The 24,223-nt window shown below is 71.4% G+C and carries 21 protein-coding genes and 2 pseudogenes; 14 read left to right on the top strand and 9 right to left on the bottom strand.

The annotated features are described in order from the left end of the window. Positions 1 to 5 precede the first annotated feature (5 nt). The 3 genes from ACWBNA_RS22500 to ACWBNA_RS22490 all read right to left on the bottom strand — a co-directional run bounded on the left by ACWBNA_RS22500 (position 6) and on the right by ACWBNA_RS22490 (position 3,215). A complete protein-coding gene (locus tag ACWBNA_RS22500; protein WP_482706249.1) occupies positions 6 to 989 on the bottom strand; it encodes a 3-oxoacyl-ACP synthase III family protein in 984 nt (327 codons plus the stop codon). 67 nt (positions 990 to 1,056) lie between these two features. Then, a complete protein-coding gene (locus ACWBNA_RS22495) occupies positions 1,057 to 2,100 on the bottom strand; it encodes a ketoacyl-ACP synthase III family protein (protein WP_482706248.1) in 1,044 nt (347 codons plus the stop codon). A 95-nt stretch (positions 2,101 to 2,195) separates the two neighbouring features. Next, complete coding sequence (locus ACWBNA_RS22490; RefSeq protein ID WP_482706247.1) at positions 2,196 to 3,215, bottom strand: VOC family protein; 1,020 nt, start codon at positions 3,213 to 3,215, stop codon at positions 2,196 to 2,198. Between the two features lie 220 nt (positions 3,216 to 3,435). Between ACWBNA_RS22490 and ACWBNA_RS22485 the strand changes: the two genes are divergently transcribed. Genes ACWBNA_RS22485 through fdxA form a run of 4 tightly spaced genes read left to right on the top strand, consistent with a single transcriptional unit; the run spans position 3,436 to position 6,146 of the window. Further along, the gene (locus ACWBNA_RS22485; RefSeq protein ID WP_482706246.1) at positions 3,436 to 4,668 is read left to right on the top strand and encodes a sedoheptulose 7-phosphate cyclase; all 1,233 of its coding nucleotides are present in this window, start codon (positions 3,436 to 3,438) and stop codon (positions 4,666 to 4,668) included. Continuing rightward, the gene (locus tag ACWBNA_RS22480; RefSeq protein ID WP_482706245.1) at positions 4,665 to 5,417 is read left to right on the top strand and encodes a cupin domain-containing protein; all 753 of its coding nucleotides are present in this window, start codon (positions 4,665 to 4,667) and stop codon (positions 5,415 to 5,417) included. The genes ACWBNA_RS22485 and ACWBNA_RS22480 overlap by 4 nt, the downstream gene beginning before the upstream one ends. Beyond that, the gene (locus tag ACWBNA_RS22475; RefSeq protein WP_482706244.1) at positions 5,414 to 5,803 is read left to right on the top strand and encodes a cupin domain-containing protein; all 390 of its coding nucleotides are present in this window, start codon (positions 5,414 to 5,416) and stop codon (positions 5,801 to 5,803) included. Before ACWBNA_RS22480 ends, ACWBNA_RS22475 begins: the two co-directional genes overlap by 4 nt. Before the next feature lie 22 nt (positions 5,804 to 5,825). Continuing rightward, complete coding sequence (fdxA, locus tag ACWBNA_RS22470; RefSeq protein ID WP_482706243.1) at positions 5,826 to 6,146, top strand: ferredoxin; 321 nt, start codon at positions 5,826 to 5,828, stop codon at positions 6,144 to 6,146. A gap of 89 nt (positions 6,147 to 6,235) precedes the next feature. Here the strand turns inward: fdxA and ACWBNA_RS22465 are convergent. Together ACWBNA_RS22465 and ACWBNA_RS22460 are read right to left on the bottom strand one after the other, a co-directional pair. Further along, a pseudogene (locus ACWBNA_RS22465) lies at positions 6,236 to 6,355 on the bottom strand (proprotein convertase P-domain-containing protein); the annotation flags it as partial. Positions 6,356 to 6,405: 50 nt separating this feature from the next. Then, entirely contained in the window at positions 6,406 to 8,205 is a 1,800-nt protein-coding gene (locus ACWBNA_RS22460) for a S8 family peptidase (RefSeq protein ID WP_482706242.1), read from the bottom strand. Positions 8,206 to 8,670: 465 nt separating this feature from the next. On the opposite strand from ACWBNA_RS22460, the gene ACWBNA_RS22455 reads away from it, so the two are divergent. Beyond that, positions 8,671 to 9,633, top strand: coding sequence for a lytic polysaccharide monooxygenase (locus tag ACWBNA_RS22455; protein ID WP_482706241.1), 963 nt, complete (start codon positions 8,671 to 8,673; stop codon positions 9,631 to 9,633). A gap of 45 nt (positions 9,634 to 9,678) precedes the next feature. Here the strand turns inward: ACWBNA_RS22455 and ACWBNA_RS22450 are convergent, their stop codons facing one another. After that, positions 9,679 to 10,332 carry a Tat pathway signal sequence domain protein gene (locus ACWBNA_RS22450; RefSeq protein ID WP_482706240.1) on the bottom strand — a complete coding sequence of 218 codons (654 nt, stop codon included), beginning with the start codon at positions 10,330 to 10,332 and terminating at the stop codon, positions 9,679 to 9,681. 516 nt (positions 10,333 to 10,848) lie between these two features. On the opposite strand from ACWBNA_RS22450, the gene ACWBNA_RS22445 reads away from it, so the two are divergent. The 8 genes from ACWBNA_RS22445 (at position 10,849) to ACWBNA_RS22410 (ending at position 18,031) form a co-directional block, all read left to right on the top strand. After that, the gene (locus ACWBNA_RS22445) at positions 10,849 to 11,508 is read left to right on the top strand and encodes a DUF6230 family protein (RefSeq protein ID WP_482706239.1); all 660 of its coding nucleotides are present in this window, start codon (positions 10,849 to 10,851) and stop codon (positions 11,506 to 11,508) included. After that, a complete protein-coding gene (locus ACWBNA_RS22440) occupies positions 11,508 to 11,942 on the top strand; it encodes a DUF6114 domain-containing protein (protein WP_482706238.1) in 435 nt (144 codons plus the stop codon). The genes ACWBNA_RS22445 and ACWBNA_RS22440 overlap by 1 nt, the downstream gene beginning before the upstream one ends. 147 nt (positions 11,943 to 12,089) lie before the next feature. Further along, a complete protein-coding gene (locus ACWBNA_RS22435; protein WP_482706237.1) occupies positions 12,090 to 12,917 on the top strand; it encodes an SAM-dependent methyltransferase in 828 nt (275 codons plus the stop codon). 245 nt (positions 12,918 to 13,162) lie between these two features. Further along, entirely contained in the window at positions 13,163 to 14,176 is a 1,014-nt protein-coding gene (locus ACWBNA_RS22430) for a substrate-binding domain-containing protein (protein ID WP_482706236.1), read from the top strand. A 68-nt stretch (positions 14,177 to 14,244) separates the two neighbouring features. Beyond that, positions 14,245 to 16,617, top strand: coding sequence for a sensor histidine kinase (locus tag ACWBNA_RS22425; RefSeq protein WP_482706235.1), 2,373 nt, complete (start codon positions 14,245 to 14,247; stop codon positions 16,615 to 16,617). A gap of 11 nt (positions 16,618 to 16,628) precedes the next feature. Next, positions 16,629 to 17,060 (top strand): roadblock/LC7 domain-containing protein, encoded by a 432-nt coding sequence (locus ACWBNA_RS22420; RefSeq protein ID WP_482706234.1) that lies wholly within the window; start codon positions 16,629 to 16,631, stop codon positions 17,058 to 17,060. A 1-nt stretch (position 17,061) separates the two neighbouring features. Then, positions 17,062 to 17,424 carry a DUF742 domain-containing protein gene (locus tag ACWBNA_RS22415; RefSeq protein ID WP_482706233.1) on the top strand — a complete coding sequence of 121 codons (363 nt, stop codon included), beginning with the start codon at positions 17,062 to 17,064 and terminating at the stop codon, positions 17,422 to 17,424. Beyond that, positions 17,411 to 18,031, top strand: a complete 621-nt coding sequence (locus ACWBNA_RS22410) for a GTP-binding protein (protein WP_482706232.1) — start codon at positions 17,411 to 17,413, stop codon at positions 18,029 to 18,031. The genes ACWBNA_RS22415 and ACWBNA_RS22410 overlap by 14 nt, the downstream gene beginning before the upstream one ends. Here ACWBNA_RS22410 and ACWBNA_RS22405 read toward each other — a convergent pair. From ACWBNA_RS22405 to ACWBNA_RS22395, 3 genes and pseudogenes are all read right to left on the bottom strand, one after another. Continuing rightward, positions 18,012 to 19,520: a M81 family metallopeptidase gene (locus ACWBNA_RS22405; protein ID WP_482706231.1), complete on the bottom strand. Its 1,509-nt coding sequence runs from the start codon at positions 19,518 to 19,520 to the stop codon at positions 18,012 to 18,014. The genes ACWBNA_RS22410 and ACWBNA_RS22405 overlap by 20 nt on opposite strands. A 46-nt stretch (positions 19,521 to 19,566) precedes the next feature. Further along, positions 19,567 to 19,839: pseudogene (locus ACWBNA_RS22400) on the bottom strand (ROK family transcriptional regulator); the annotation flags it as partial. A 279-nt stretch (positions 19,840 to 20,118) separates the two neighbouring features. Beyond that, entirely contained in the window at positions 20,119 to 21,075 is a 957-nt protein-coding gene (locus ACWBNA_RS22395; RefSeq protein ID WP_482706230.1) for an ABC transporter substrate-binding protein, read from the bottom strand. Between the two features lie 384 nt (positions 21,076 to 21,459). Between ACWBNA_RS22395 and ACWBNA_RS22390 the strand changes: the two genes are divergently transcribed. After that, positions 21,460 to 24,223 (top strand): HAMP domain-containing sensor histidine kinase (locus tag ACWBNA_RS22390; RefSeq protein ID WP_482706229.1); only part of this gene is annotated, 2,764 nt, incomplete at its 3' end.

The following is a 24,223-nucleotide window of genomic DNA, read 5'->3' as shown; positions in this document are numbered from 1 at the left end:
TTCCCTCAGTACCAGGTGAGGACGGCGGCGCCGGCGGTCATCCCGCCGCCGACGGCGGCGAGCAGGACGCGCTCGCCGCGCTGCAGCGGGCGCTCGCGGTGCGAGTGGCGCAGCGTGAAGGGGATGGACGCGGCGCCGGTGTTGCCGTAGAGGGGCGCGGTCAGCGGGACCCGGGCCATGTCCACGCCCAGTTCGCGGGCGACCGCCTCCACGAGACGGGTGTTGCCCTGGTGGATGAGGACCCGGTCGATGTCCCCGATCTCCAGGTGGGCCGAGTCCAGCACGTCGTCCACGACCTTGGGGATGACCTGCAGGGCGTACTCCTTCACGGCCCGTCCCTGCATCCGGAAGAAGTGCCGGCCCTCCGCTCGGGCGGCGTCGTCGGCGCGTTGCCGGGTGCCGCCTGCCACCACCTCGACCAGGTCCTCGCCGTCGCCCTCGGCGAACAGCCGGGTCGCGTGGATGCCGTATCCCTCGGGGACCTCGGCGAGCAGGACGGCCGCGGCGCCGTCACCGAAGAGCGACACGGTCCGCCGGTCGCTGCGGTCCATGATGGTGGAGTACATGTCGGCGCCGATGACCAGCGCCGTCCCCTTCTCTCGGGAGGTGCGCAGCATCGACTCGGCGACGCTCAGGCCGTACACGAAGCCGGAGCACACGGCGTTCACGTCGAAGGCGGGGGTGCTGTGCATGCGCAGCAGCCTCTGCATGCGCACCGCCGTGGCCGGCTGCGGCTGGTCGGGGGTGGACGTGGCGAGGACGGTGAGCGCGACGCTCTCGCGGCTGTAGGGCGACTCGGCGAACAGTTCCTCGACCGCGTGCGCCGCCATCGCGGAGGTGGTGACGCCCGGGTCGGCGTAGTGCCGGTGGCGGACACCCGTGCGTTCGGTGATCCAGTCCGGGGCGGCCCCGGTCCAGGTACTGACCTGTGCGTTGTCGATGACCTGCGGCGGGGCGTACGCGCCCAGGCCGACTATGCCGACGGGCATGGCTGACTCCTTGGCTGTGGTGACGGTGGGTCTCCCGACGGGACTCGGGAGGGCGGTGCGGCGGGACTCACGCCGGCACGCCGCGCCAGGCGGGCTCCTCGACGACGTCGACGACGGCGCAGGTCCAGCTGAAGCCCCCGCCCACCCCGAGCAGCAGGACCCGCTTGCCGGGGGTGAGGGCGCCGGTCTCCGCGAGGTGGTTGAGCCCGGCGAACTGGTCGGCGGGGCCGAGGTGCCCGGTACGTCGGGAGAAGTCCCAGGCCGTCCGGGTCAGGTCGTCCACGCCGATGGGTCGCAGGCACTGCCTGAGCGTCAGCGCGGCACCGAAGTGCGGGGCGACCAGGAAGTCCATCTCGTCGACGGTGCGTCCCGCCTCGTCGAGTGCCTGGCCGGTGGCCTTGCGCAACCCGTCCTCGACCCGGCGCCAGACCTCGTCCTTGTCGAAGGTCTCCAGGAACTGCTGGTGACGGCGGTTCAGGTCGATCGGGTGCTCGGCGTCGTGCTGGAAGGGCCCGAACGGTTCGTGCCCCCGGTGCATGGCCTCCAGATCCGGGTCGGTGTAGGTGGCCATCGACACGATCCGTGCGAAGCCGCCCTCACGCGACAGCGCCAGGGCCGCGGCGCCGTCGCCGTACAGGATCCGGTCGGTGCGCCACCGGTCGAAGTACGGATCGGTCCACAGGTCTCCCGCCGTGGAGACGGCGACCTTCGCCTCGGGGTGGGCGTGCAGATAGGCGGCGGCGAGTTCGGCGGCTATGAGTCCGCCGTTGGAACCGGAGCGGACCTCGGCAGCGAGGCAGCCCGCCGCGGCGATGCCCTTCTGGATGTACGACCCGGAGTTCCAGATGTCGATCCCGTTGTGGAAGACGACCGAGTAGGTGACGGCGGCCACGTCCTGCGGGCCGTAGCCGGAGCGTTCCAGGGCCTGGCGCCCGGCCTTGACCGCCATCTCCGGGATGCTGTCCTCGGGAGCGGCGACGGTGACCGACAGATGGCCGCTGTGCCGGGCGGACTCCTCGTCGTAGACGCCGGCGTCGATGGCCTCCTCGACGCTCATCGTCTTGGGCAGACTGGCGCCGGTCCCGGCGACGTACAGGTGGTCCCACCGCATGATGGTGCTCCTTGGGAAGAAGTGGCTGGGAGGGGGAAGAGGCACTGAGCGCGTCGGGCGGCCGGCACCGGCCGCCGCCGCGACGGGGGCAGGGATCAGTGCCAGTCGAAGAAACGTGAGGACACCCGCCGGGAGCGGGTCCGGCGCTCGTAGGGCAGCCGGCCGTCGGGCATGCACAGGACTTCCAGCTGCACGCCGATGGGGGTGGTGAAGTACACCCATCGGTTGCCGGCGATGGGACCGTCGGTGATGGTCTCCGGCGTGCCCATCACGTGGACGCCGGGCCGGTCGGCCAGATAGGCGGCCGCGGCGTCGACGTCGTCGGTGTGGAAGGCGATGTGCGAGCCCCCCACATCGCAGTTGCGGGGTGCCGGGGCCGGGTCGTCGCCCTCGTACTGGCGCAACTCGAGCCGGTCCGTCGGTCCGAGCCGCAGCCAGGCGCGGGTCGGGGCGCCGGCCCGTTCCCGTGCCGGGTGCCCGGGCAGCCGCGAGGCGCCGATCACGTCGGTGAAGAACCGTACGGACGCGCCCAGGTCGGCGACGGTCAGCGCCAGGTGGTCGGCTCCGAGGACCCGGACCGGCCCCGTCGGACCCGCGGGCCGCGGGTCCGGCGGACCGGCCGCGCCGCACAGTTGGAGCACCATGCCCCAGGACGTGGAACAGCCGATGCGGCGTACGGACGCGCCGCCTTGTGCGTCCGGCTCCAGCATGTCGTGGTCGATCCGCGTGTCCGGCCGGGCGCGGAGCAGGGCGGCCACGGCGTGGATGTTCTCGACACGCAGCGACAGCCGACGGCCTCCCCGGTCGTCGAGCCGCGGGGGCACCGTGCGCTGCCCCGGCACCTCGTACTGGAACAGCTCCAGGTTCGTGCTGGGCCCGACGCGCACCATGGCCACGTGCGCCGAAGCCGAGGCGGGGACACCCAGTTTGCGGGTCATCCAGTCCCCCGCCGAGTCCCGGACCGGGCCCTCGACGTAACACAGCTCACCGCCGAAGAGCTCGGCGAAGAACTCCGTGGCCGTGTGCAGATCGGACACCGTGAACGCGAAGTGGTCGACTCGGCGGACGGCCGGTATACCGGTTCGCCGGTCAGCTTGTACCTCTGAGCGGGGCACGCTGGCGCTCCCTCCTGTGGGTCCGCATGGCAGCAACCTGTGGCCAGGAACTCTAGCCATTACATGCATCTGAAAGCAATTAAATGCACAGAACGCCAAGCTTGTGAAGGCAAGATGAAGCGAAAGAGGCCTGCGCCACACTTCAGATATTTGCTTGCAGCTGCATTGATTGATGCCATAGTCTCCGGATGACCGCCACGTCCCGATCAAGGAGACAGGTATGCAATCAGAGCTTCGGCCGGCCGAACACACCTCGTCCGACGGGCTGTTCACGGTCGGTAACCCGGTCACCCACTGGTCCGTCCGAGCCACCAAGCAGGTCGCCTACGAGGTGCGTGTCGAGGAGAACGTCCTCGGCCTGGACAACCGGGCGATCCTGGAGGACGTCGTGGAAGGGGGCCGGGTCCGCCGCTTCGTCGTGGTCGACTCGGTCGTGGACGAGCTCTACGGCGCCCGTATCAGGAACTACTTCGCCCACCACGGCGTGGATCACCGGCTGCTGGTGCTGCCGACCGGGGAACCGGCCAAGAACATGGAACTCGTCCTCAAGGTCGTCGACGGTCTCGACGCGTTCGGAATCGACCGGCGCCGCGAACCCGTCATCGCCATCGGCGGTGGCGTCCTGATGGACATCGTGGGCTTCGCGGCGAGCATGTACCGGCGGGCGACCCCGTGGATCCGGATCCCCACCACGCTCATCGGCCTGGTGGACGCGGGAGTGGGTGCCAAGACCGGCGTGAACAACGCCGGTCACAAGAACCGTCTCGGTACGTACTTCCCCGCTGAACGGACCCTGCTGGACCGGACCTTCCTCACCACCCTGGACGACCGCCACATCAGCAACGGACTCGCCGAGATCCTCAAGATCGCCCTGATCAAGGACGAGCGGCTGTTCGACCTTCTGGAGGCCAACGCCGCAACCCTGGTCCACCACCGCCTCCAGCGTCCCGGCGGCGCCCACTCCACGCACGCCCCGATCGGGGGTCTCGACCCGGCGACCGAGGTCATCGAGCGGGCCATCCACGGCATGCTCGAGGAACTCCAGCCCAACCTCTGGGAGAAGGTCCTGGAACGGGTCGTGGACTACGGGCACTCGTTCAGCCCGGTCATCGAGATGCACGCCCTGCCCGAGCTCCTGCACGGCGAGGCCGTGGCCGTGGACATGGCCCTCACCACCGTCATCGCCGAACAGCGCGGCCTGGTCGACGCCGGGCAGCGCGAGCGCGTCCTGCGGGTGATGGCGGCGCTCGGTCTGCCGACCTGGCACCAGCTGTGCACCCCCAAGATGCTGGTACCGGCCCTGCGGGACACCGTTCGCCACCGCGACGGCCTGCAGCGGCTTCCGCTCCCGGCCGGCATCGGCTCGGCCGTGTTCGTCAACGACCTCACCGAGGACGAGCTGTCCGCCGCAGCCGGGAAGCTGGCCGACCTCCACTGGGGAGACGCCAGGTGAGTGCGCACGGCGAGGGCAGGGTGCCCTGGGCCGCGGTGGCCACCACCGCGGTGCGGGCGTCCGTGCACGGGGTGCACGGCGCCGAGGGAAAGACGTACTGGAAGGCGTTCGCGACGCGCCGGCAGCTCCGCTCACCGAGTGAGGCGGTCGAATGGGCCTCGCTTCCGGTGGGCGGGGTCAGCGGGGAACACCGGCACACCCGCACCGAGGAGATCTACCTCGTCCTCTGCGGCCGGGGCGAACTCCTGCTGAACGGCGAGGCGCACCCGGTGACAGCCGGGGCGCTCGCCCTCACCAGCGTGGGCAACGTCCACGGCCTGCGCAACACCGGTGACGGACCCCTCGACTGGTGGGTCATCGAAACCCTCGCACCGGCCACCCGCGCGGTGCTCTCCGGATCCCAGCCCCCCGAAAAGGCAGACATGACGAAGGCCGTGCTGTACGACCTGTTCGAACTCAAGTCCGTCGACACCGCGGGCGTCTTCAGCGGCCCGCTCAAGCGCATCGAGGTCGTCGACATCCCCGAGGGCGACGACCAGGTACTGGGCGACCCCGACGCCGAACTCGCCGTGTTCGTGCACACGGGTGCCGGACGGGTGGAGGCCGCGGGCGTGACCGAGACGGTGACACTGGCCGCGGACACCTGCCTGCTGCTCGAGGCCGGCTCCAAGTCCACGTTCCGGGCCGAGGCACCGATGCGGCTGACCGTGGTGACCCTCACCGTCGGGAACGAGGGCGGCCGGCCGTGATCGTCTCCAAAGCCGTGGGTGACGTGAAGGTCACCGTGGATCCGCAGCAGGCCAAGTGGCAGAGCCTGATCAGGCGGGGAATGCTGCACAGCGAGTGCGAGGGCGTGGAGTTCTGGGACCTGCCGGCCTCGGCGCGGCTGCCCGTGCGTTCCGACCACGGGGTCGAGGAGGCGGTTCTCGTCCTGCGCGGTGAACTGGCCCTGCACTGCGAGGGGTCGGAGCCGATGGTGGCGGGAGCCGGGCAGGTCCTCCTCGTCCCGCACGGCACGGACGGCGAGCTCGTCGCCGGGGAACGACCGACCGCCGTGCTCACGGTCCGCGGGCTGCCGTCCGACGTGGCGGCACGACTGCCCGCCCGCGTGCCCGAACTCCCCACGACCGGCTGAGAAGTCACGCAAGGAGGAATCCATGGCCTACGTCATCGCCGATCCCTGTGTCGACGTACTCGACAAGGCGTGCCTCGACGAGTGCCCCGTCGACTGCATCTACGAAGGAGAACGCAAGCTCTACATCCACCCCGACGAGTGCGTCGACTGCGGGGCCTGTGAGCCCGTCTGCCCGGTCGAGGCGATCTTTCACGAGGACGACGTGCCGGACCGGTGGTCGGCGTTCCGGACGGCCGACCGCGAGGTCTTCGTCCCGCTCGGCGCCCTCGGCGGGGCCGCAGGTCTGGACGGTCCCGTGCGGGACCATCCGTTCGTGGCGGAACTCCCCGTCCGTACCGGCTGACTCCGTCACCGCCACGGACCGAACGCGACGGCGGGCCGTCCGGTGCCCCTTCGCACCGGACGGCCCGCCCCTCAGTCACACCCGGCGGCTCAGAAGGTGAGCTTCCAGCCGTTGAGCGTGCCCGTGTCCTGCGCCGCGGTGTCCTGGACGCGCAGCTTCCAGGTGCCGTTGGCCGTCTCCGAGGAGGCGTTCACGGTGTAGGTGGTGTTNGGCCCCCCCCCCCCCCCCCCCCCCCCGCCCCTCAGTCACACCCGGCGGCTCAGAAGGTGAGCTTCCAGCCGTTGAGCGTGCCCGTGTCCTGCGCCGCGGTGTCCTGGACGCGCAGCTTCCAGGTGCCGTTGGCCGTCTCCGAGGAGGCGTTCACGGTGTAGGTGGTGTTCACGTTGTCCGCGGAGTCCGAGGAGCTCGCGGCCTTCAGGCGGTACGCCGTGCCGTCCGGGGCGACCAGGTCGAGGACCAGGTCACCACGGTAGGTGTGGGTGATGTCGACACCGACCTGGAGGCTGGAGGGGGCGCTGCCGCTGCGGCCGCTGACCGCGATGGAGGACTCGACCGCCGAGCCGTTGTCCGGGATGGCGACCGCGGTGGTGCTGGAGAAGGTCGTCCCCGTGGTCGTACCGCCGCTGACGGCCGCCACGGTCTTGGCCGCGTCCGCCAGACCGGCGCCGCAGCCACCCGAGCAGGCGCCCGGCAGGGCACGGGCGTTGTTCTTGATGGCCGTCTCGATCTGCGCCGGGGTCAGCGCCGAGTTGGCCGACTTCACCAGCGCGATCAGGCCCGCGATGTGCGGGGTGGCCATGCTGGTGCCCTGGTAGTAGGCGTACGACTCCGTGGACGCCGTCTTGGTGCCGGAGTTGAGCGTGGACAGGATGCCGTTGGCGGTGCCGGTGCTGGTCTGGCCGCCGGGCGCGGAGATGTCCACGAGGGTGCCGTAGTTGGAGTACGAGGCCTTGGCGCCGGTGCGGTTGGTCGCGGCGACCGAGATCACGTTGTTGCAGTTGCCCGGCGAGTGGGCCGACACGTTCTCGTTGTCGTTACCCGCGGCGACGGCGATGGTCGTGCCGCGGCCCACGGCGGCGTTGATCGCGGTCTGGGTCGCGGAGGTGCACGCCCCGTCGCCGCCCAGGCTCATGTTGATGACCTTGGCGACGTTGGTGTTGGCGGGGACACCGGAGACGGTGCCGCCGGACGCCCAGGTGATGGCGTCGATGATGTCCGAGTCGTAGCCGCCGCACTTGCCGAGCACGCGCACCGGGGAGATCTTCGCGCCGTACGCGATGCCGGCGACGCCCTTGCTGTTGTTCGTGACCGCGGCGATGGTGCCGGCGACGTGCGTGCCGTGCCAGGAGGAGTTGCTGGCCGGGATGCCGGAGCCGCACTCGTTGGCCGCGTAGTAGTCGCCCGGGTCGGCCGGGTTGCTGTCGCGGCCGTCGCCGTCCACGGAGACGGCGGTGTCGGCGATGAAGTCGTAGCCGCCGACGATGTTCGCGGCGAGGTCGGTGTGGGCGACGTAGCCGGTGTCGATGACGGCGACGGTGACTCCGGTGCCGGTCGAGGTGGTCCAGGCACCGGGCACGTTCATGCCGGCCGTGGCCTCGAACAGGTCCCACTGCTTGGCGTACTCGGTGTCGTTCGGGTCGGCCTTCGCGGTGTTCAGGCGGTCCGGCACGACGTAGGCGACCTGCGGGTCCGCCTTGAACTCGGCGACGACGTCGGCGACATCGGCCCCGGTGAGGTCGGCGCCCAGGTCGACCAGGGCGGCGCCGGTGCCGAGGCGGCGCTGGAAGTCGAGGTCCTCGCCGGCCTCCTTGCCCTTGGCCGCGGCGTCGGCCTCGGCGGCCTTGTTCGACGTGGCCTCGGCGGCGCCGGACGTGTAGCCGACGATGAGGCGCTCGGCCGGGGTGCCGGGCGCGGCCTCGGTCAGCGCGGCCGGGACGGCCGACTCCTGGGAGGCGGGTTCCTGGGCGGCGGCGACCGTGGTGGTGGCGGCCGTCAGGAGGGCGGCGGAGACCGCGGCGACGGATATCAGCTTCCGTCTGGAGGAGACAGAGGTACGCAAGGGCTTGCCTTTCGTGGCCGTACTCGGGGCAGCGCGGAGTGGCGGTCGAATCGCTTCGTCGCTGAAGCGGCGGGGGGTGAAGCCGAGTGGGGTGACGCTGAAGGGCGTGACGCTGTGGGAGGCGACGCTGTGGGGGCGCCGCTGTGGGGGGAGGCGACACGGTGGGGGTGAGGCGAAAAGGGGCGCGCGGTGGCCGACCAGGCGCGGGGCCGGCCCGTTCGGGGTCACCTGTGGGGCGGCTGTGCCCGAACGATAGGCAAAGGAACGGTCACGCGGATACAGGGGAAACCCTTGATCCGGCCGGAAACCCACCCTCGACGCCGGGCAGTTGACCGGGAACGGTCTGCTTTGCGCCGGTTGGCGGCTCCGTGAACGCGCCGGGCCGGTTTCCCGTACTCCTCGGGAGCACACCGTTCACCGCAACGGAAGCAGTTCGTTCCCGTTCCGGCCGAGGAGACGTTCCGGATGCCCCGGACCACCGCACACCACACCGCCGCCCTGGCGGCCTCCCTCACGAGCTCGCTGCTGCTGGGCGTGTGGGCGGCGGCGCCCGCGCAGGCACACGGCGCTCCGACCGATCCGGTCAGCCGGGTCTTCGCCTGCTCCCCCGACGGCGGCAGCCCGTCCGGTTCGGCGGCCTGCCGGGCGGCCGTCGCCGCCAACGGGACGTCCTTCACGGCCTGGGACAACCTGCGCGTCGCGAACGTGAACGGCCGGGACCGGCAGACCATCCCCGACGGGAAGCTGTGCAGCGGCGGTCTGCCCGCCTACCGGGGCCTGGACCTCGCCCGCTCCGACTGGCCCTCGACCCGGATGACCCCCGGCGCCACGCTGACCATGCGGTACGTCTCGACCATCCCGCACACCGGCACCTTCCGGCTCTATCTGACGAAGCCGGGCTACGACCCGGCCAAGCCGCTGACCTGGTCCGACCTGCCGGAGCGGCCGTTCGCGGAAGTGACGGACCCGGCCCTGACGGACGGCGCGTACCGGATCAGGGCGACGTTGCCGGCCGACCGGACGGGACGACAGGTGCTGTTCACGATCTGGCAGAACAGCAGCACGCCGGACACGTACTACTCGTGCTCGGACGTGGTGTTCCCGGCGGCGAAGAGCACAGGGGCCGAAGCCGGATCCGCCGGATCGGCCACGGCGGACGGCGGCGAGAAGAAGAAGCCCGCGAGCGCGAGTCCCCCGGCCACCCCGACGCCCGCCGAGAAGCGCACCACGCAGGCCGTTCCGTCCGCTGCCGCGGGCCGGTCCGCCGACACCGACGCGAAGGCCGGCGCCGTCCCCGACAGCACACCGGTGGCAGCCACCGGGGGCGCCGGCTCCGGCCCGTCCGCGCCCACACTGGCGGGCGGCGCCGCCGCGATGCTGGTGCTCGTCGGAGGCGCCGCCCTGGCACTGCGCCTGCGTCGGCGCTGAGTGCCCTGTGAACTCATGCAGTACTGAACTCCTCGCGGGTGAGGGTCAGTTGACGTAGACCAGCGCGTCCCCGTCGGTCACCGGGGCGTACTTCGCGGTGAAGTAGCCGTTGGCGAAGCAGAGCGAGGAGCCGGACACCTTCGTGAACTGCTGGTTGGCGAAGGCGATGCTGTTGTCGGCGTTGTCGGCCGTGCCGACCAGGGCGGGCGTCTGGTAGACGCAGTTGATGCTGCCCAGCAGGGTGCGCAGCACGACCGTGGTCTGGACGGCGGAGCCGCTCGCGGCGGTGACCGTGACGGTTCCGTCCGAGGTCACGGAGGTGGTGTAGGGCAGGTTGTTGACCGTGATGCTGGTGACGCCGAGCACGCCGACGACGTTGGCGGTGCAGGAGCTGCTGGCGAAGGTGTGCGCGTCGAGCGACTCGGTGGCCGTGCCGGGCGCGGCCGGGTTGTCGGTGACGGTGGCGGTGAACTGCGAGGACGTGCAGGAGATACCGCTGGTGCCGGTCGCGCTGGAGTAGAGCGTGGCGGTGGTGCCGGTGGCCAGCGGTGCGGTGAGGACGTCGCCGACCGCGACGGCGGTGCCGCCGGGGCCGCCGGTGGTGAGGACCGCGCCGTCGGCCGCCGAGGCGGGCGAGAGAGCGGGGAGGGTGAAGGCGGCGACGGCGGCGGTGAGGGTGAGGAGGGATCGCGTACGCATGCGGGTGCCTCTTTCTGGGGGGTGGGGCGCAAGGGCGACCGGCACGGCCCGGGGGGAAGCGGCCGTGCGGGTGCCTTGGAGGGGGACGTGCCTTTGAGGGGGTGTGCTCGTACGTGAGTCGGACTCGGTCGGACTCGGCGTGCACTCGGGTTGCCCGGGCAGTGAAATGCCCGTGGTGGACAGAACGTCCGGGAAGCGGCTGGATCCGGCGCCACGGATCTGGGGGAAGCCAGGGAGAGTTGTAGACCCGGGGGTCTGCCAACGTCAAGGTGTTGTACGGGAGTTGGCACTGCGGCCCACAGGCGGCACACAATCACCACACTTTTCCCGCAACTTGCTTGACCCCCGAATGTAACCCCCGGTAACTTCCTCGACGGCTACTGACGCGTAACGAGAGAAAGCCCTTGCATCCGCCGGGAGTTGCGAGGAGACGTGCGCCCAGTTCCGCTGTCCGCGCCAGGACAACGTGTGCCACTGAACCCCAACCGCATTGACTATGCCCTCGGGAGCAGAACCATGGCCTCGTCCTCACCAGCAGTCCCCGACGCCTCACCAGCGGTCCCCGAAGCCTCCGAAGTCCCCGCGAGACGCGGGCGGGTTCGGGCACGGCGGGCCGCGATCATGGCCGTGCCGGCCGCCGCGGTCGCCGCGGGACTCGCGATCCTGACGGCCGAAGGGGCGCTGGGTGTGCAGTTCGCCATCTCCGGCATGCCCTTCACGGTCACCGCCACCGAGCTCAACGGCACCGGATTCGAGCAGTTCGGCGGCCTCGACCAGATGGCGCCGGGCAGCCCCAACGAGGGCGACACCGGCGGTCAGGTGCTGGTCATCACCTCCGCGATCAAGAACGCGACGCTCACGAAGCTGTGCCAGAGCGTCGACCTCGGTGGCACCAACCTTCTGATCACCGCGGGCGGCGGCAAGGACAAGGTCGAGGCGAGCGACCTGACCACCGACTCGACCGAGCTGTCCGGCGACGCCGCCTTCACCAACATCGAGATCGGCAACGACGCCAGCACTCTCACCAAGGCCGGGGTGAAGGGCCCGATCGGTGTGTTCAGCCAGCAGGCCGACACCGTGCGGATCGCCAACCTGCGGCAGACCAACTACGCCACCACGGCGGCGGTGTTCAAGCTGCCGGGCCTGAAGCTCGGCTTCAGCAGCAAGGGCTGCTGATGCCGGAGCGGCCACGTCAGGGCATGCGGCCCGCCTTCCGGCGCTGGCGGGCCGCCCGTCCGTTCTGGGGCGGGCTGCTGCTCACCCTGGGCGGCGCGGAGATCCTGCTCACCGAGAAGGCGTCGATGGAGGTCATGCTGCACGCCGGCGCGCAGGCTCTGGCGGGCTATCTCCTGCCGACCCTGATGCTGGTGGTCGGACTGCTGCTCCTCTTCAACCCCGCGCAGCGGCTCTTCTACTCGATCACCGGCGTCCTGCTGTCCCTGGGCACCTGGGCCACCTCGAACCTGGGCGGCTTCTTCATCGGCCTCCTGCTGGGCGTCGTGGGCAGCTGCCTGGCCTTCGGCTGGCTTCCCGACCAGGAGCCGCGCCGCAGCCGGCGGCAGCGGCGCCGCGAGAAGGGCGAGGCGAGGGCGGTCCAGCAGGCCGCGTAGGCACCGGACGGGACCAGGTGGCCGGGGCATCGCGCCCGGCCACCGGCATCCCGCGACCGCCCGCATCACGGGCGCCCTGCCCGGGCACCTCATCACCCGCTCAACTCCACGCGATTAGAAGCGAGTTGAGTATGGGAAGGGAGGTGCATGGAGCCAGACATCGACACCGACAGCGCGCACTCCGCGCGAATCTACGACTACATCATCGGCGGCAAGGACCACTACCCGGCGGACCGCGAGGCCGGCGACGCCATGTGCCGGGAGTGGCCCGCGCTGCCGGTCCACATGCGGGCCAACCGCGACTTCATGAACCGGGCGGTGCGGCAGCTGGCCGAGGAGGCGGGGATACGCCAGTTCCTCGACGTCGGCACCGGCATCCCGACCTCCCCCAACATCCACGAGATCGCCCAGTCGGTCTCCCCGGCCGCCCGGGTCGTCTACGTCGACAACGACCCCCTCGTCCTCGCGCTCTCCCAGGACCTGTTGAACGGCACCCCCGAGGGGAGGACGGCGTACGTCGAGGCGGACCTGAGGGAACCGGCGAGCATCCTGGACGCCCCCGCACTGCGCGCGACCCTCGACCTGACCCGGCCGGTGGCCCTGACGGTCATCGCGATCGTCCACTTCCTGATGGACGAGGACGACGCCGTGGGGATCGTCCGCCGTCTCCTCGACCCGCTGCCCTCCGGGAGTTATCTGGCGATGTCCATCGGCACCGCCGAGTTCGCGCCGGACGAGGTGGGCCGGGTCGCCCGGGAGTACGCGGCGCGGGGCATGCCGATGCGGCTGCGCACCTTCGCCGAGGCCGAGGAGTTCTTCGCGGGACTGGAACTCGTCGAACCGGGGATCGTCCAGGTCCACAAGTGGCGCCCGGACGGCACGGGCGCCGACACGGGCACGGGCACGGGCACGGGCACCGAGGTGATCAGGGACGAGGACATCGCGATGTACGGGGTGGTGGCGCGCAAGCCGTGACTCCGGCGTGGCGGTGCCGTCAGGTGCGAGGCCCAGGGGCGGCGACGCCCCCGTAGGCCTTCCCGCCAGCGACGGGACCATCACGATGCGGCACCGACAACTCACTGCGAGCGGTCGATCACTTGACTACCGGCGGTCACACACGGTTGGCTCCGAGCCAGTGAAGGTTCAACCGGCCGGCGCACCTGCGTTTCGGTCTCACTTTCGCGTTCCACTTGCTCGGCCGCACAGCGAGGTGCTCCCTCATGAACAATCCTCCCCCACCTCAGGCGTCCTCCGCATTCGTTCGCGGGGCCGCCGTGGTCGCCGCGGCCTGTCTGCTCCTCGCCGGCTGTTCCGGTTCCGGCGATGCCTCGCTCGACTCGGGCGCGGACACGGCGGGCAAAGCGGGCTCCGGCGGGCTCAAGGTCACCCTGATCACCCACGGCGGCAAGGGGGACGACTTCTGGGAGCTGGTGCGAAAGGGCGCCCGGGCCGCCGCCGCCAAGGACGGCATCGAGCTGACGTACGCGAACGACTCCGACCCGGCCGGGCAGGCGCAGCTGGTGCGGGACGCGGTCCGCGACAAGGTCGACGGCATCGCGGTGACCCTGGCCAAGCCGCAGGCGATGAGGAAACCGGTCGCCGAGGCGAAGGCGGCGGGCATTCCCGTGGTCGGTCTCAACTCCGGTATCGACGCCTGGCGGTCGGCCGGTCTCCTGGAGTACTTCGGCCAGGACGAGGGCGTCGCGGGCCGGGCCGTCGGGAACAAGCTGGACGGCCTCAAGGCCCAGCACGCCCTGTGCGTCATCCACGAGCGGGGCAACGTCGCCCTGGAGGCGCGCTGCGCCGGCATGAAGATGGCGTTCGACGGCGAGACCGAGATGGTCTACGTCGAGGGCACCGACATGGCCGCGGTGGACGCCGTCATCACGGCCAGGCTGCGCCAGGATCCCAGCATCGACGAAGTCGTCACGATGGGCGCGCAGTTCGCGCTGGCCGCGGTCAAGTCGGTGAAGGAGGCGGGCAGCAGGGCCGAGGTCGCCACCTTCGACCTCGACAAGGACCTGGTCAACGCCGTGCGGGACGGGAACGTACAGTTCGCGGTGGACCAGCAGCCGTATCTGCAAGGCTACCTGGCCGTGGACTCCCTGTGGCTGTACAAGACCAACGGCAACCTGAGTGGCGGTGGTGTGGCTCCCGTACTGACCGGTCCCGCCTTCGTCACCAAGTCGAACGTCGCCTCGGTCGCGCGGTTCGCCGCGGCCGGAACCCGCTGACCGGCCCCGGCAACCGCGGACGCCGGCCGCAGCCTCTCTCCCCTCCCGCCGATCGCCCAAGGACGGCCATGTCTAGACGGACAGGTGCCCGACGCCGCCGCCTCGGTTCCATACGTCTCTCCCTCATCCTTCTCGCCCTGGTCCCGAGCGTCACCCTCGGCGCCATGTGGGCGCTGACGACGACGCAGATGTTCTCGGAGGGCCTGCGGCTGCGCGCGCAGACCGACCTGAGCAGGTCGACCGGCGCCATGGGCACCGACGCCACGCTCGCGCTGCAACAGGAACGCGGCATGTCGGCCGCCTGGCTGGCCTCGCAGCCCGGCGCGCGGGCCGAGCTGGACCGGGCGCGCAAGGAGACGGACGAGGCGGTCGCGAAGCTCGTCGGCCGCTCGGACCAGATCCAGCGGGCCCCGGGCCGTATCGCGGACCGGCTGTACTCGGTCGTCGGGTCGGTGGGCAGCCTGGAGTACTACCGCAGCCAGATCGACGACCCGAGTGACATCACCGCCGAGCAGGCCCTGGACCAGTACACCTCGATCATCGACGACCAGATACACGCCTTCCAGGAGCTCTCCCAGGTCGACGACGGCGACCTCACCTCGCAGGCCGGTCCGCTGGTCTCGCTGGAGCACGCGGCGGAACTGGTCTCCCAGGAGGACGCGCTGCTCACCCTGGCCTGGCCGGCCGGCCACCTCGAGGAGAAGAACTGGACGGCGTTCGCCGAGGCGGTGAGCACGCGCCGCTGGATCGTCCAGGACCAGATCATCCCCTCGTTGCGCGGCAGCGCGAAGACGCAGACCGAGCGGATCCTGCGGAGCCCGGAGTGGCGGACCCTGCAGACCGTCGAGGACAAGGTGCTCGCGGCCCGCGCGGCCGGCGACGCCCGCAGGGTCGCCCTGCCCCGTGATGTGCGGGGGCAGTGGACCACCGCGTTGAAGAAGGTCTCCGACGAGTACGGCGTCCTGATCCGGCAGCAGACGTCCGGGCTGCTCGCCCGCAGCTCCGACAAGGCCGACGGCCTGCTCCTGACGGCCGCCTCCCTCAGCGCGGGCGGTCTTGTCGCGCTGCTGCTGTGCGCCGGCATGTCGTGGCGGATCACCCGCTCCCTGTCCCGGCGGCTGGGCGGCCTCAGGCGTGCCACGCTCGGCCTGGCCGAGGACCGGCTGCCCGACGTGGTCCGCCGGCTGGAGAAGGGCGAGACGGTCGACGTGGACCTGGCGGCGCCCCCGCTGGACTACGGCTCGGACGAGCTCGGCCAGGTGGCCCAGGCCTTCAACACCGCGCAGCGCACCGCGGTGACGACCGCCGTCGAACTCGCCGACACCCGGCGCGGCTTCCAGAAGGTGATCCTGGGCATCGCCCGGCAGAGCCAGAACCTGGTCAACCTCCAGCTCAGCCAGCTGGACGCGCTGGAACGCGAGCACCAGGACCCGGACGTCCTCAAGGGGCTGTACGAACTGGACTCCATGGCGAGCCAGTTGCGCCGCTACGAGGAGAACCTCGTCATCATCAGCGGTGAGCAGCCGCGTCGCAGCTGGACGGAACCGGTCGCGCTGGTCGACATCCTGCGCAGCGCGGTCGGCGAGGTCGCCGAGTACCGGCGGGTGGAGGTGCACACCGACGAGGAGGTGAGCCTGGCTCCGCCCGCGGTGGCGGACGTGATCCATCTGCTGGCCGAACTCATCGACAACGCCACCGTGTACTCCCCCGCGCCCAGCCCCGTCGGGGTGCGGGCCGCGATGGTGGCCAAGGGACTGGTCGTCGAGGTCGAGGACCGGGGCCTGGGCATGCCCGAGGACGACTACGCCTCGCTCAACGCCCAGTTGGCGGGACCGTCGAAGTTCGACGTGGTGGCCCTGGCCGACGACCTGAGGCTCGGCATGTTCGTGATCTCCCGGCTCGCCAACCGGCACGGCATCACGGTCACGCTGCGCCCCTCGCCGTACGGCGGGACCACGGCGATCGTGCTGGTCCCGCACGACATCGTGGTGCGCGAGGACGCCGACGCGGGCCCGGACGGCGTGGCGGACGCGGTGGCCGCACCGGACGCCGAGCTGGTGCGGGTGGGGTCCCCCGCCCGGACGGCCCGGCCTCTCCTGGCCGCACGGACCGCGCCCGCCTCCGCCTCCGTCCCCGCCCCGGCGCCGGCCGCTCGTGCCTCCAGGCCCGACGGGCTCACCCCGCTGCCCCGCCGGGTGCCGCAGACCAACCTGGCCGACGAGCTTCGCGAGGACTCCGCACCCGCCGTCGAGGACGATCTCGACGACTTCACCGCGGAGCGAGCCGCCTCCTCGCTCGCCTGTTTCCAGCGCGGAACGCTCCAGGCGAGAGACGACGACGAGCCCAAGCCGCGCGACGAGCAGGCGCCGCACGACGAGCAGGCGCCGGACGGCGCGGACGCGCCGGCCGTCACCCCGACTCCGCACACCGACCGCTCATGAAGGACACCGCCATGACACGCCCCACCCCCGCGACCGACAACGCGCTGGACCAGCTGCTCACCGGACTCGTGGACCGGGTCGCCGACGTGAACCACGCCGTGGTGCTCTCCGAGGACGGACTGGTCGTCAGCAGGTCCACCGGGTTCGTGCGCGACGACGCCGAGCGGCTGGCGGCGACCGCGTCCGGTCTGATGAGCCTCAGCAAGGGCGTCAGCATGGACTTCCGGGGCGGCCCGGTGCGTCAGGCGCTCATCGAGATGGCCAACAGCTACCTGATACTGACCTCGGCCGGCCCGGGCGCCCACCTCGTCGTACTGACCGGGCCGAAGGCGGACGTCGGTGTGGTGGCGTACCAGATGAACATGCTGGTGAAGAAGATCGGCGAGCACCTCAGCGCGGCGCCGCGGGCGCATGTGGGCCCAGCGACCGCCACCGGCGAGTGAGGTGAGCGGAAGTGACGCGGCGGGCCGGCTGGTACGGCCCTTCGCCCTGACCGGCGGCCGGACCCGGCCCAGCCGCGCCGACTTCACCCTCATCACGACGGTGACCGCGGTGGACCCGCCACCGGAGCGGGCCCCCCGGCCGCAGCCCGAGCAGGCGCGGATCCTGCGCCGGTGCGAGCGGCCGCTCGCCGTGGCGGAGCTCGCCGCTCGCCTGGACCTTCCGGTGAGCGTGATCGTCATCATGCTCTGCGATCTGCTGGAGGCCGGCCTGATCACCGTCCATCCGCCGCACCCCGTCTCCCGCACCCCGGAACTGGACCTGGACCTGCTGCAGAAAGTGAGGGACGGCCTTGGCCGGCTCTGATCCCGCCGCCCGGGCGGCACCCGAGGCGCCCGTCGCACCCGACACCGTCAAGATACTGATCGCCGGAGGGTTCGGCGTCGGCAAGACCACGATGGTCGGTTCGGTCAGTGAGATCGTTCCGCTGCGCACCGAGGAACCGCTGACCGTGGCGGGCCTCGGCGTCGACGACCTCGCCGGCATCGAGGAGAAGGCGGCCACGACCGTGGCCCTGGACTTCGGCCGGATCACCATCAACGACCGGCTGGTGCTGTATCTCTTCGGCACCCCCGGGCAGCAGCGGTTCTGGTTCATGTGGAACGACCTGGCCGTCGGCGCGCTGGGTGCCGTGGTCCTGATCGACGTGCGCAGACCGGAGTCGAGCTTCGCCGCCGTGGACTTCTTCGAGCGGCGGGGCATCCCGTTCGTCGTCGGTGTCAACGGCTTCCACGGTAAGCATCCGTACCCGCCCGAGGAGATCCGGGAGTCCCTGGCGCTGCCGGATCATGTCCCGGTGCTGCTGTGCGACGCGCGTGAGCGCGAGTCGAGCCGGGACCTGCTGATCGCCCTGCTGGACCGGCTGATCGCCGAGGCGGGCGGCGGCGCTCAGCTCACTCGTCCGGGCCGGTGAGAGGCTTGTTCGAGGGTGCGATCAGCCGGGCCGTGAGGTCGGGGTCGGGCATCTCGGGGTCGAAGGGGAACAGGGGCCGGCGGAGACGGCGGTGGCCGAGTCGGGTCAACTCCTGGTCGACGCCGCCCGGCGTGAGCGCCATCTTCCAGTCGGCGGCCATGGCGAACAGTTCGGGCTCCAGATAGCCGATCTTCACGATCACGACGTCGGCCGTCCTGGGGTCCAGGTCCAGGTCCGTGAAGTCGTGTTCGTGGTGGTACGGCTTGCGCAGCCGGGTCAGGATCACGTGCACGCCGCCGACCCGCAGCACGACCTCGGTGTCCGCGTCCCGGTCGCCGTGGCGGACCGAGTGGACCACGCCGGTGAGGGTGAGCGGGCCGGCGTGGCGGTCGTCGACCTCGGCGCCCGCGGTGACCGTGACCCTCGCGCCGACGCCGGCCGTCACCGCCGTGTCGACGGCGCGGGGGCCCGGCAGCGAGGCGTAGATGACCGTGGGGCCCGACGGGTCCTTGAACTCCGGGCGTTCCAGGACCTGCCGGAGTCCCCACGTGACGTCCCCGGCGCCGCCCGCCGTCGGGTTGTCGCCGGTGTCGCTGACGAAGTAGGGGCGGGCGGTGGAGGCGAGGGCGGCGTCCAGGCACTCGTCCAGTGGGGCCGTCGGCGCGACGAAGTCGAAGGAGTGGCGGGCCTTCCAGAAACCGGCGGCCAACTGCTCCGCGCCGGCGGTGACGGCGCCCGGCGAGGGCCCCGTGACGACCACCGCGGCACGGTTGCGCGGTTCGTCCGCCCAGGCGTAGCCGACCCAGATCGCCGCGTCCGTCACGCCGTCGGCCGCCTCCACCTCGTCCACGGCCGCGTACACGCTCTTCGCGGGTTCCGTCCGGGTAGAGGTCTGCTCACCGGCCAGCAGCACCGGCACCGGGATCCAGGCCTTGGCCGGGCGGGGCGCGCCGCTCACCAGCAGGTCCACGAGGTTCTGGGCAGCGCGTTCCTTCGTGTCCATGGCGTCCTCGTGCGGGGCCATGCGGTAGCAGGTAATCAGGTCGCTCTGGTGGACGAGGTCGCGGGAGACGTTGCCGTGCAGGTCCATGGAGGTGGACACCAGGACGTGCGGGCCGACCACTTCCCGGATGCGGTGCAGGAGTTGGGCCTCGGCGTCGTCCAGTCCCTCCACCGTCATCGCGCCGTGGATGTCGTACCAGAGGCCGTCGACCGGCCCCAGCTCGCTCAGGCCGTTGAGGAGTTCGGCGGCCAGTTCCGCGTACGCGGTGGACGTCACCGTGCCGCCGGGCAGGGCCTTGCCGACCAGGGCGCCGCGCCAGTGGGCGGCGGTGCGCAGGGGCTGCCCGGGGGCGAGGAAGGGGTAGGCGGCCAGGACGTCCGCGCCGCGCCGCGGGTGGAAGGCGGGGGCGCCGGTGCGGGCCGGGGAGAACGTCGAGGACTCGATGCCGAGTCCGGCGACGGCGATGACGGGACGGGCTTGCGGCATGAGGGCTCCATACGTCGGCGAAAGGTCCAGCGTGACGGCCCGTGGCTCAGGTGTGGTTGCCGACAGGTGAGGAGTGATTGCCGGCAGGTGAAAGGTGCGGGCCGGTGACCGCCTCCAGCGCGTACGCCAGGGCCCGCTGCAGCGCGAACTGCCCCGCGCCCACCAGGCCGGCGCCGAGGCCGGCCCGCTCGATGACCAGGTGCTCGGTGACGAGGGGGTGGCAGTCCTCGTAGAGCCGGCTGCGGACGGCGGCGACGAACGGTTCCAGCGTGGAGAGGACGCCGCCGAGGTACACGGCGTCGGCGTTGAAGAAGTTGACGTACATGCGGGCCGCGACCCTGGAGAACCCGCGCTCTTCGGCGGGGCTCTGGTCGCTGCGGCGGCCGGCGTGCGACCGCCACGCGTAACTGCGGGCAGTCGTGCCGCCGGGGCGGCACGGGTGGGCGCAGCGGCACCCCGTCAGCGCCGGGTCGCGCGACCCACCCCCGCCCAGCCCCGCCGCCGGGTCACCGGTCGGACAGACCGGCGCGGTGCCCTCCCACACGGAGGGCACCGCGCCGTCCTCGACGGAACGTCCCGGCGACGCCGGGTGGCGGCGTCAGCTGAGGCCGACCGACTTCAGCCAGGCCTGGGCGACGTCGAGCGGGTCCTTGTTCTCCAGCTGCACCTGGGAGTCCATGTCGAGGAGCGCCTTGGTGTCCAGCTTGGCCGAGACCTCGTTGAGGGCGGCCACGCCCTCCTGGGAGAGGCCGGACTTGTAGACCAGCGGGGTCACGTTCGCGAAGCCGAAGAGGTTCTTCGGGTCCTGCAGGACGACGAACTTCTCCTTGGTGATGGTCGGGTCCGTGGTGAAGATGTCCGCGGCCTGCACCGTGTTCTTCGTCAGCGCCGCCTGGGTCAGCGGGCCGCCCGCGTCGAGCGCCTTGAACGACTTGAACTCCAGGCCGTACGCGGACTTCAGGCCGAGCAGGCCCTGCTGCCGGGTCTGGAACTCGGGCGAGCCGCCGATGACCAGGTCCGGAGCGATGTCCTTGAGGTCCGCGAGCGTGGACTGGGCGGTCAGGCTGTACTTCTTCGCCGTCGCCGCGTTGATGCTGACGGAGTCCTTGTCCTCGGCGGGCGCCGAGTCCAGCAGCGTCAGCTTCGAGTCGAGCTTGGCCTTCGCGGCCGCGTTCACCGCCTCGGCGGTCTTCTGCTCCGCCTTCGGGTCCAGGTAGGCCAACAGCGAGCCGTTGTACTCCGGCAGGACCGTGATGGAGCCGTTCTTCAGCAGACCGTAGGTGGTCTCGCGGCTGCCTATGTTGGGCTTGTAGGTGACCTTGACGCCCTTGGCCTTCAGGGCCTCGCCGTAGATGTCGGCGAGCAGGATGCTCTCGGCGAAGTTGTTGGAGCCGACGACGACGGTGCCGCCGTCCGCCTTGTCCCCGGCGAGCGGGTCCGACGTGTCGTCGGAGGAGGAGCATCCGGCGAGCAGGACCGTGGCGGCGGCGAGGGCGACCGCGGCCACGCCGCGATGTGTCCTGAGGGACCTGCTGTGTGCGGTGGAAGAAGTCACGATTCCCGTTCCGGACTCTGGATGGATGCTCGGAGATGGTTGCTCGCAAGCCCTTGCGCTGATCCAATCCAGCCGGTTCTTGGTCAGTCAAGTGCGGCATGGTCACCAATTGGCTTCGATGCGTTGCCCATTGTGAACGGCGTATGAACGGGCCGACACCGAACCCGCCGAAGCGGAGCGGGTCGTAATGGATTCTTGACTCAGGGTGGCACGAACCGGTGTCCGAAGAGGCTGTAGTCTCGCGGAAGTTGGCGCCGGTCACAGTGGCGTGCGGGGGCCGCACCGGTGTCGTTCCGCACCTTGACCGGGGCGTTTTCCACCGACGTTCGGTACCTCTGGCGCACCGGTCCGCAAGCGATCACAATCGGTCACGAAGGAGGCCTGGTGTCCACGAACGAGCCCCGGGGTGGCGTTCGGGGATTCGCCGACCGCTGGCCGTTCCGCCTCAAGCTCAACCTCCTCGTCGGCGTGCCGCTGGCCGTGGTCGCCGCACTGCTCGCCTACCTCATCGCCGACCAGGTGGACCAGGCACGGAACGCGAACACCGCGGCCGAACTGGTCCGGAACAGCACGCAGGTCGCCGAGTTGGTGGACCGGGTGGAGATGGAGCACCAGCAGGCCATCCTGCTGTCCGTGCGGCACGAGGCAGCGCCCGAGGGGGGCCGCCCCTCCGACGCCGACTACCGCAAGGCGCAGGCCGCGGTCGACTCCCAGGTGGAGAAGGTGCGCGACACCTTCGGCGGCCGACTCCCGGCCACCGAGGCCCAGGCGCTGCGCGAGATCAACGGCCTGACCAGCCTGCGCGACACGATCGAGCAGGGTTATCTGCCCGCCGACAACATCGACCCGGCCTACACCAACGCCTCCACGGGCCTGATCGACGGCCTCGGCCTGGACCACAACGCAGGCCTCGCCGGAACCTTCACCGGCAACCTGCTGGACTCCCTGCTGCGCGCCGACGCCGCCCACAGCGCCTTCGAGACGGCCGTCTTCTCCGCGCGCACCGGCGACAGCAACGCCCAGATCGAGTTCATCGGCGCGGTCGGCTTCGAGAACGAGTACGACCACCAGGCCGACCGCTTCGCCCGGTTCGCGACCGAGGACCAGGCGAACGAGCTGGGCGGGATCGAGCACAACTCCTCGCAGGCGACGATCGGCCGGCACTACGCCGAGCTGCAGATCGACCCCGGCAACCTCCAGGCCGGTACGCCCACGCAGATCCGCGAGGCCTTCACCGAGGCGCTCGGCTCCTATCGCGACTACCGGTTGCAGTCCGAGACCCGGCTGAAGATCACCGCGTCCCTCATCGACCAGATCGCCGACCGTGCCGACGCCGCCTCCAGCGAGGCCGCCTGGCGCGCGGTCTTGCTGCTGGGTCTCGCGCTGTTCCTCTTCGCCGTGTGGATCGCCTTCGCGGTGCTGGTGCGCCGCTCGGTGGTACGGCCGGTGCAGGCGCTCACCGGTGCCGCCCGCGAGGTCGCCGACGTGGCCGGTCGCGAACTCGCCCGCGTCGCCGACGAGGACACCGGGGACGTCGGGCCGATCCGGCTGCGCGAGATCCCGGTCACCGCGAAGGACGAGATCGGCGACCTCGCCGACGCCTTCAACCACGTGCAGACCACCGCGTCCGCGCTGCTGGAACGCCAGGTGCTCAGCCGGCGCAACGTCGCCGAGATGTTCGGCAACGTCGGCCGCCGCGTCAGCAACCTGACGACCCGGCAGCTGGCGTTGATCGACGCGGTGGAGCGCGGGGAGACCGACCCCGCCCTCCTCGAGCGGCTCTACAGCATCGACCACATCGCCGTCCGCCTGCGCCGCAACGCCGACAGCCTGATGCTCCTCGCCGGCATCCGCGAGACCGTCCTCGACTCCGGGCCGCTCGCGCTGACCAACGTCGTACGGGCCGCGCTCGGTCAGATCGAGGGCTTCCGGCGGGTGCATCTGCACGCCGCGACCGAGGTCATGGTGGAGCCCGACATCATCGGTGACCTCACCCTGATGGTGGCCGAACTCGTGGAGAACGCCGTGTCGTTCTCGCCCGTCGGCAGCCCCGTCGAGGTGACCGTCCGCGACGGCGCCGAGGGCGCGCTGGTCGTCGTCTGCGACCACGGCCTCGGCATGAGCGCCGAGCGGCTCGACGAGGAGAACGCCCGCCTGATCCGCCGCGAACGCCTCGACCTCGTCCCGACGAAGGTGCTCGGCCTGTTCGTGGTGGGCGCGCTGGCGCGCCGCTGGGACGTGAACGTGACCCTGTCCCGCACTCCGGGCGGTGGCGTGACCGCCGAGGTGGTCATTCCGTCGTCCCTGCTGCTGACGATGAGCCCCCTGGCGATGACCACGGGGGCGTCCGGCGGTGCGGGGGCCTCCGGCGGTGCGGCGCAGGGCGCGAGGCGGGCGTTGGCTTCGGGATCCGCTGCGGAGTCGGCGGCGTCGGGTGCGGGTGTGACCGCCGGCTCCGGCTCGGGTGTGCCTTCGGGCTCGGGTGCGGCGTCGGGTGCGGGTGTGACCGCCGGCTCCGGTTCGGGTGTGCCTTCGGGCTCGGGTGCGGCGTCGGGTGCGGGTCTGGCCGCGGGCTCAGGCCCGGGTACGAGTGGCGCCGCGGGCTCCGGTGCTGCCGCGAGCTCCGGCTCCAGCTCGCCGTCGGGTTCGGGCTCGGGTTCCGGTCGGATTCCGGCGGCAGGGGCGGCGTCTGCCGGCGCGGCCGGTCGCGTGGGCTCCGCCGAAGCGGGGGTGGGCGCCGGTTCCACGGAGGCGGACCAGCCCGTACGCGCCGCCCGCACCGCTTCACCGGGCGGCACCGACCCGGTCGACGACGTACCCGCCCCGCTCCCCCGCAGGGTGCCCCGGCGCGACCCCGCACCGGCGGACACCTCGGTGACCTCTGTGACCTCTGTGACCTCTGTGACCTCACAGCCGAACGGCACGTCAGCCGCCCCCGGCCCTGACGCCGCGCCGGTCCTCCCCGTTCCGGACCGCGAGCCGACCGTCCCCGACCCGAAGGGCGAGGACCCCGACGGCTCCCGGCCCGCCGACGCCCCCTTCATCCCGAGGGCCCGCACCGGCGGGGCGGCGCCGGTCGCCCCCGCCCCGGCCGGGACACCGACGCCCGCCACCGGCCCCGCCTCCGACGACGGCCCCGGCGCCCGCC

The organism is Streptomyces sp. Q2 (assembly GCF_056820935.1).
This window is presented reverse-complemented; position numbering and strand designations above follow the sequence as displayed.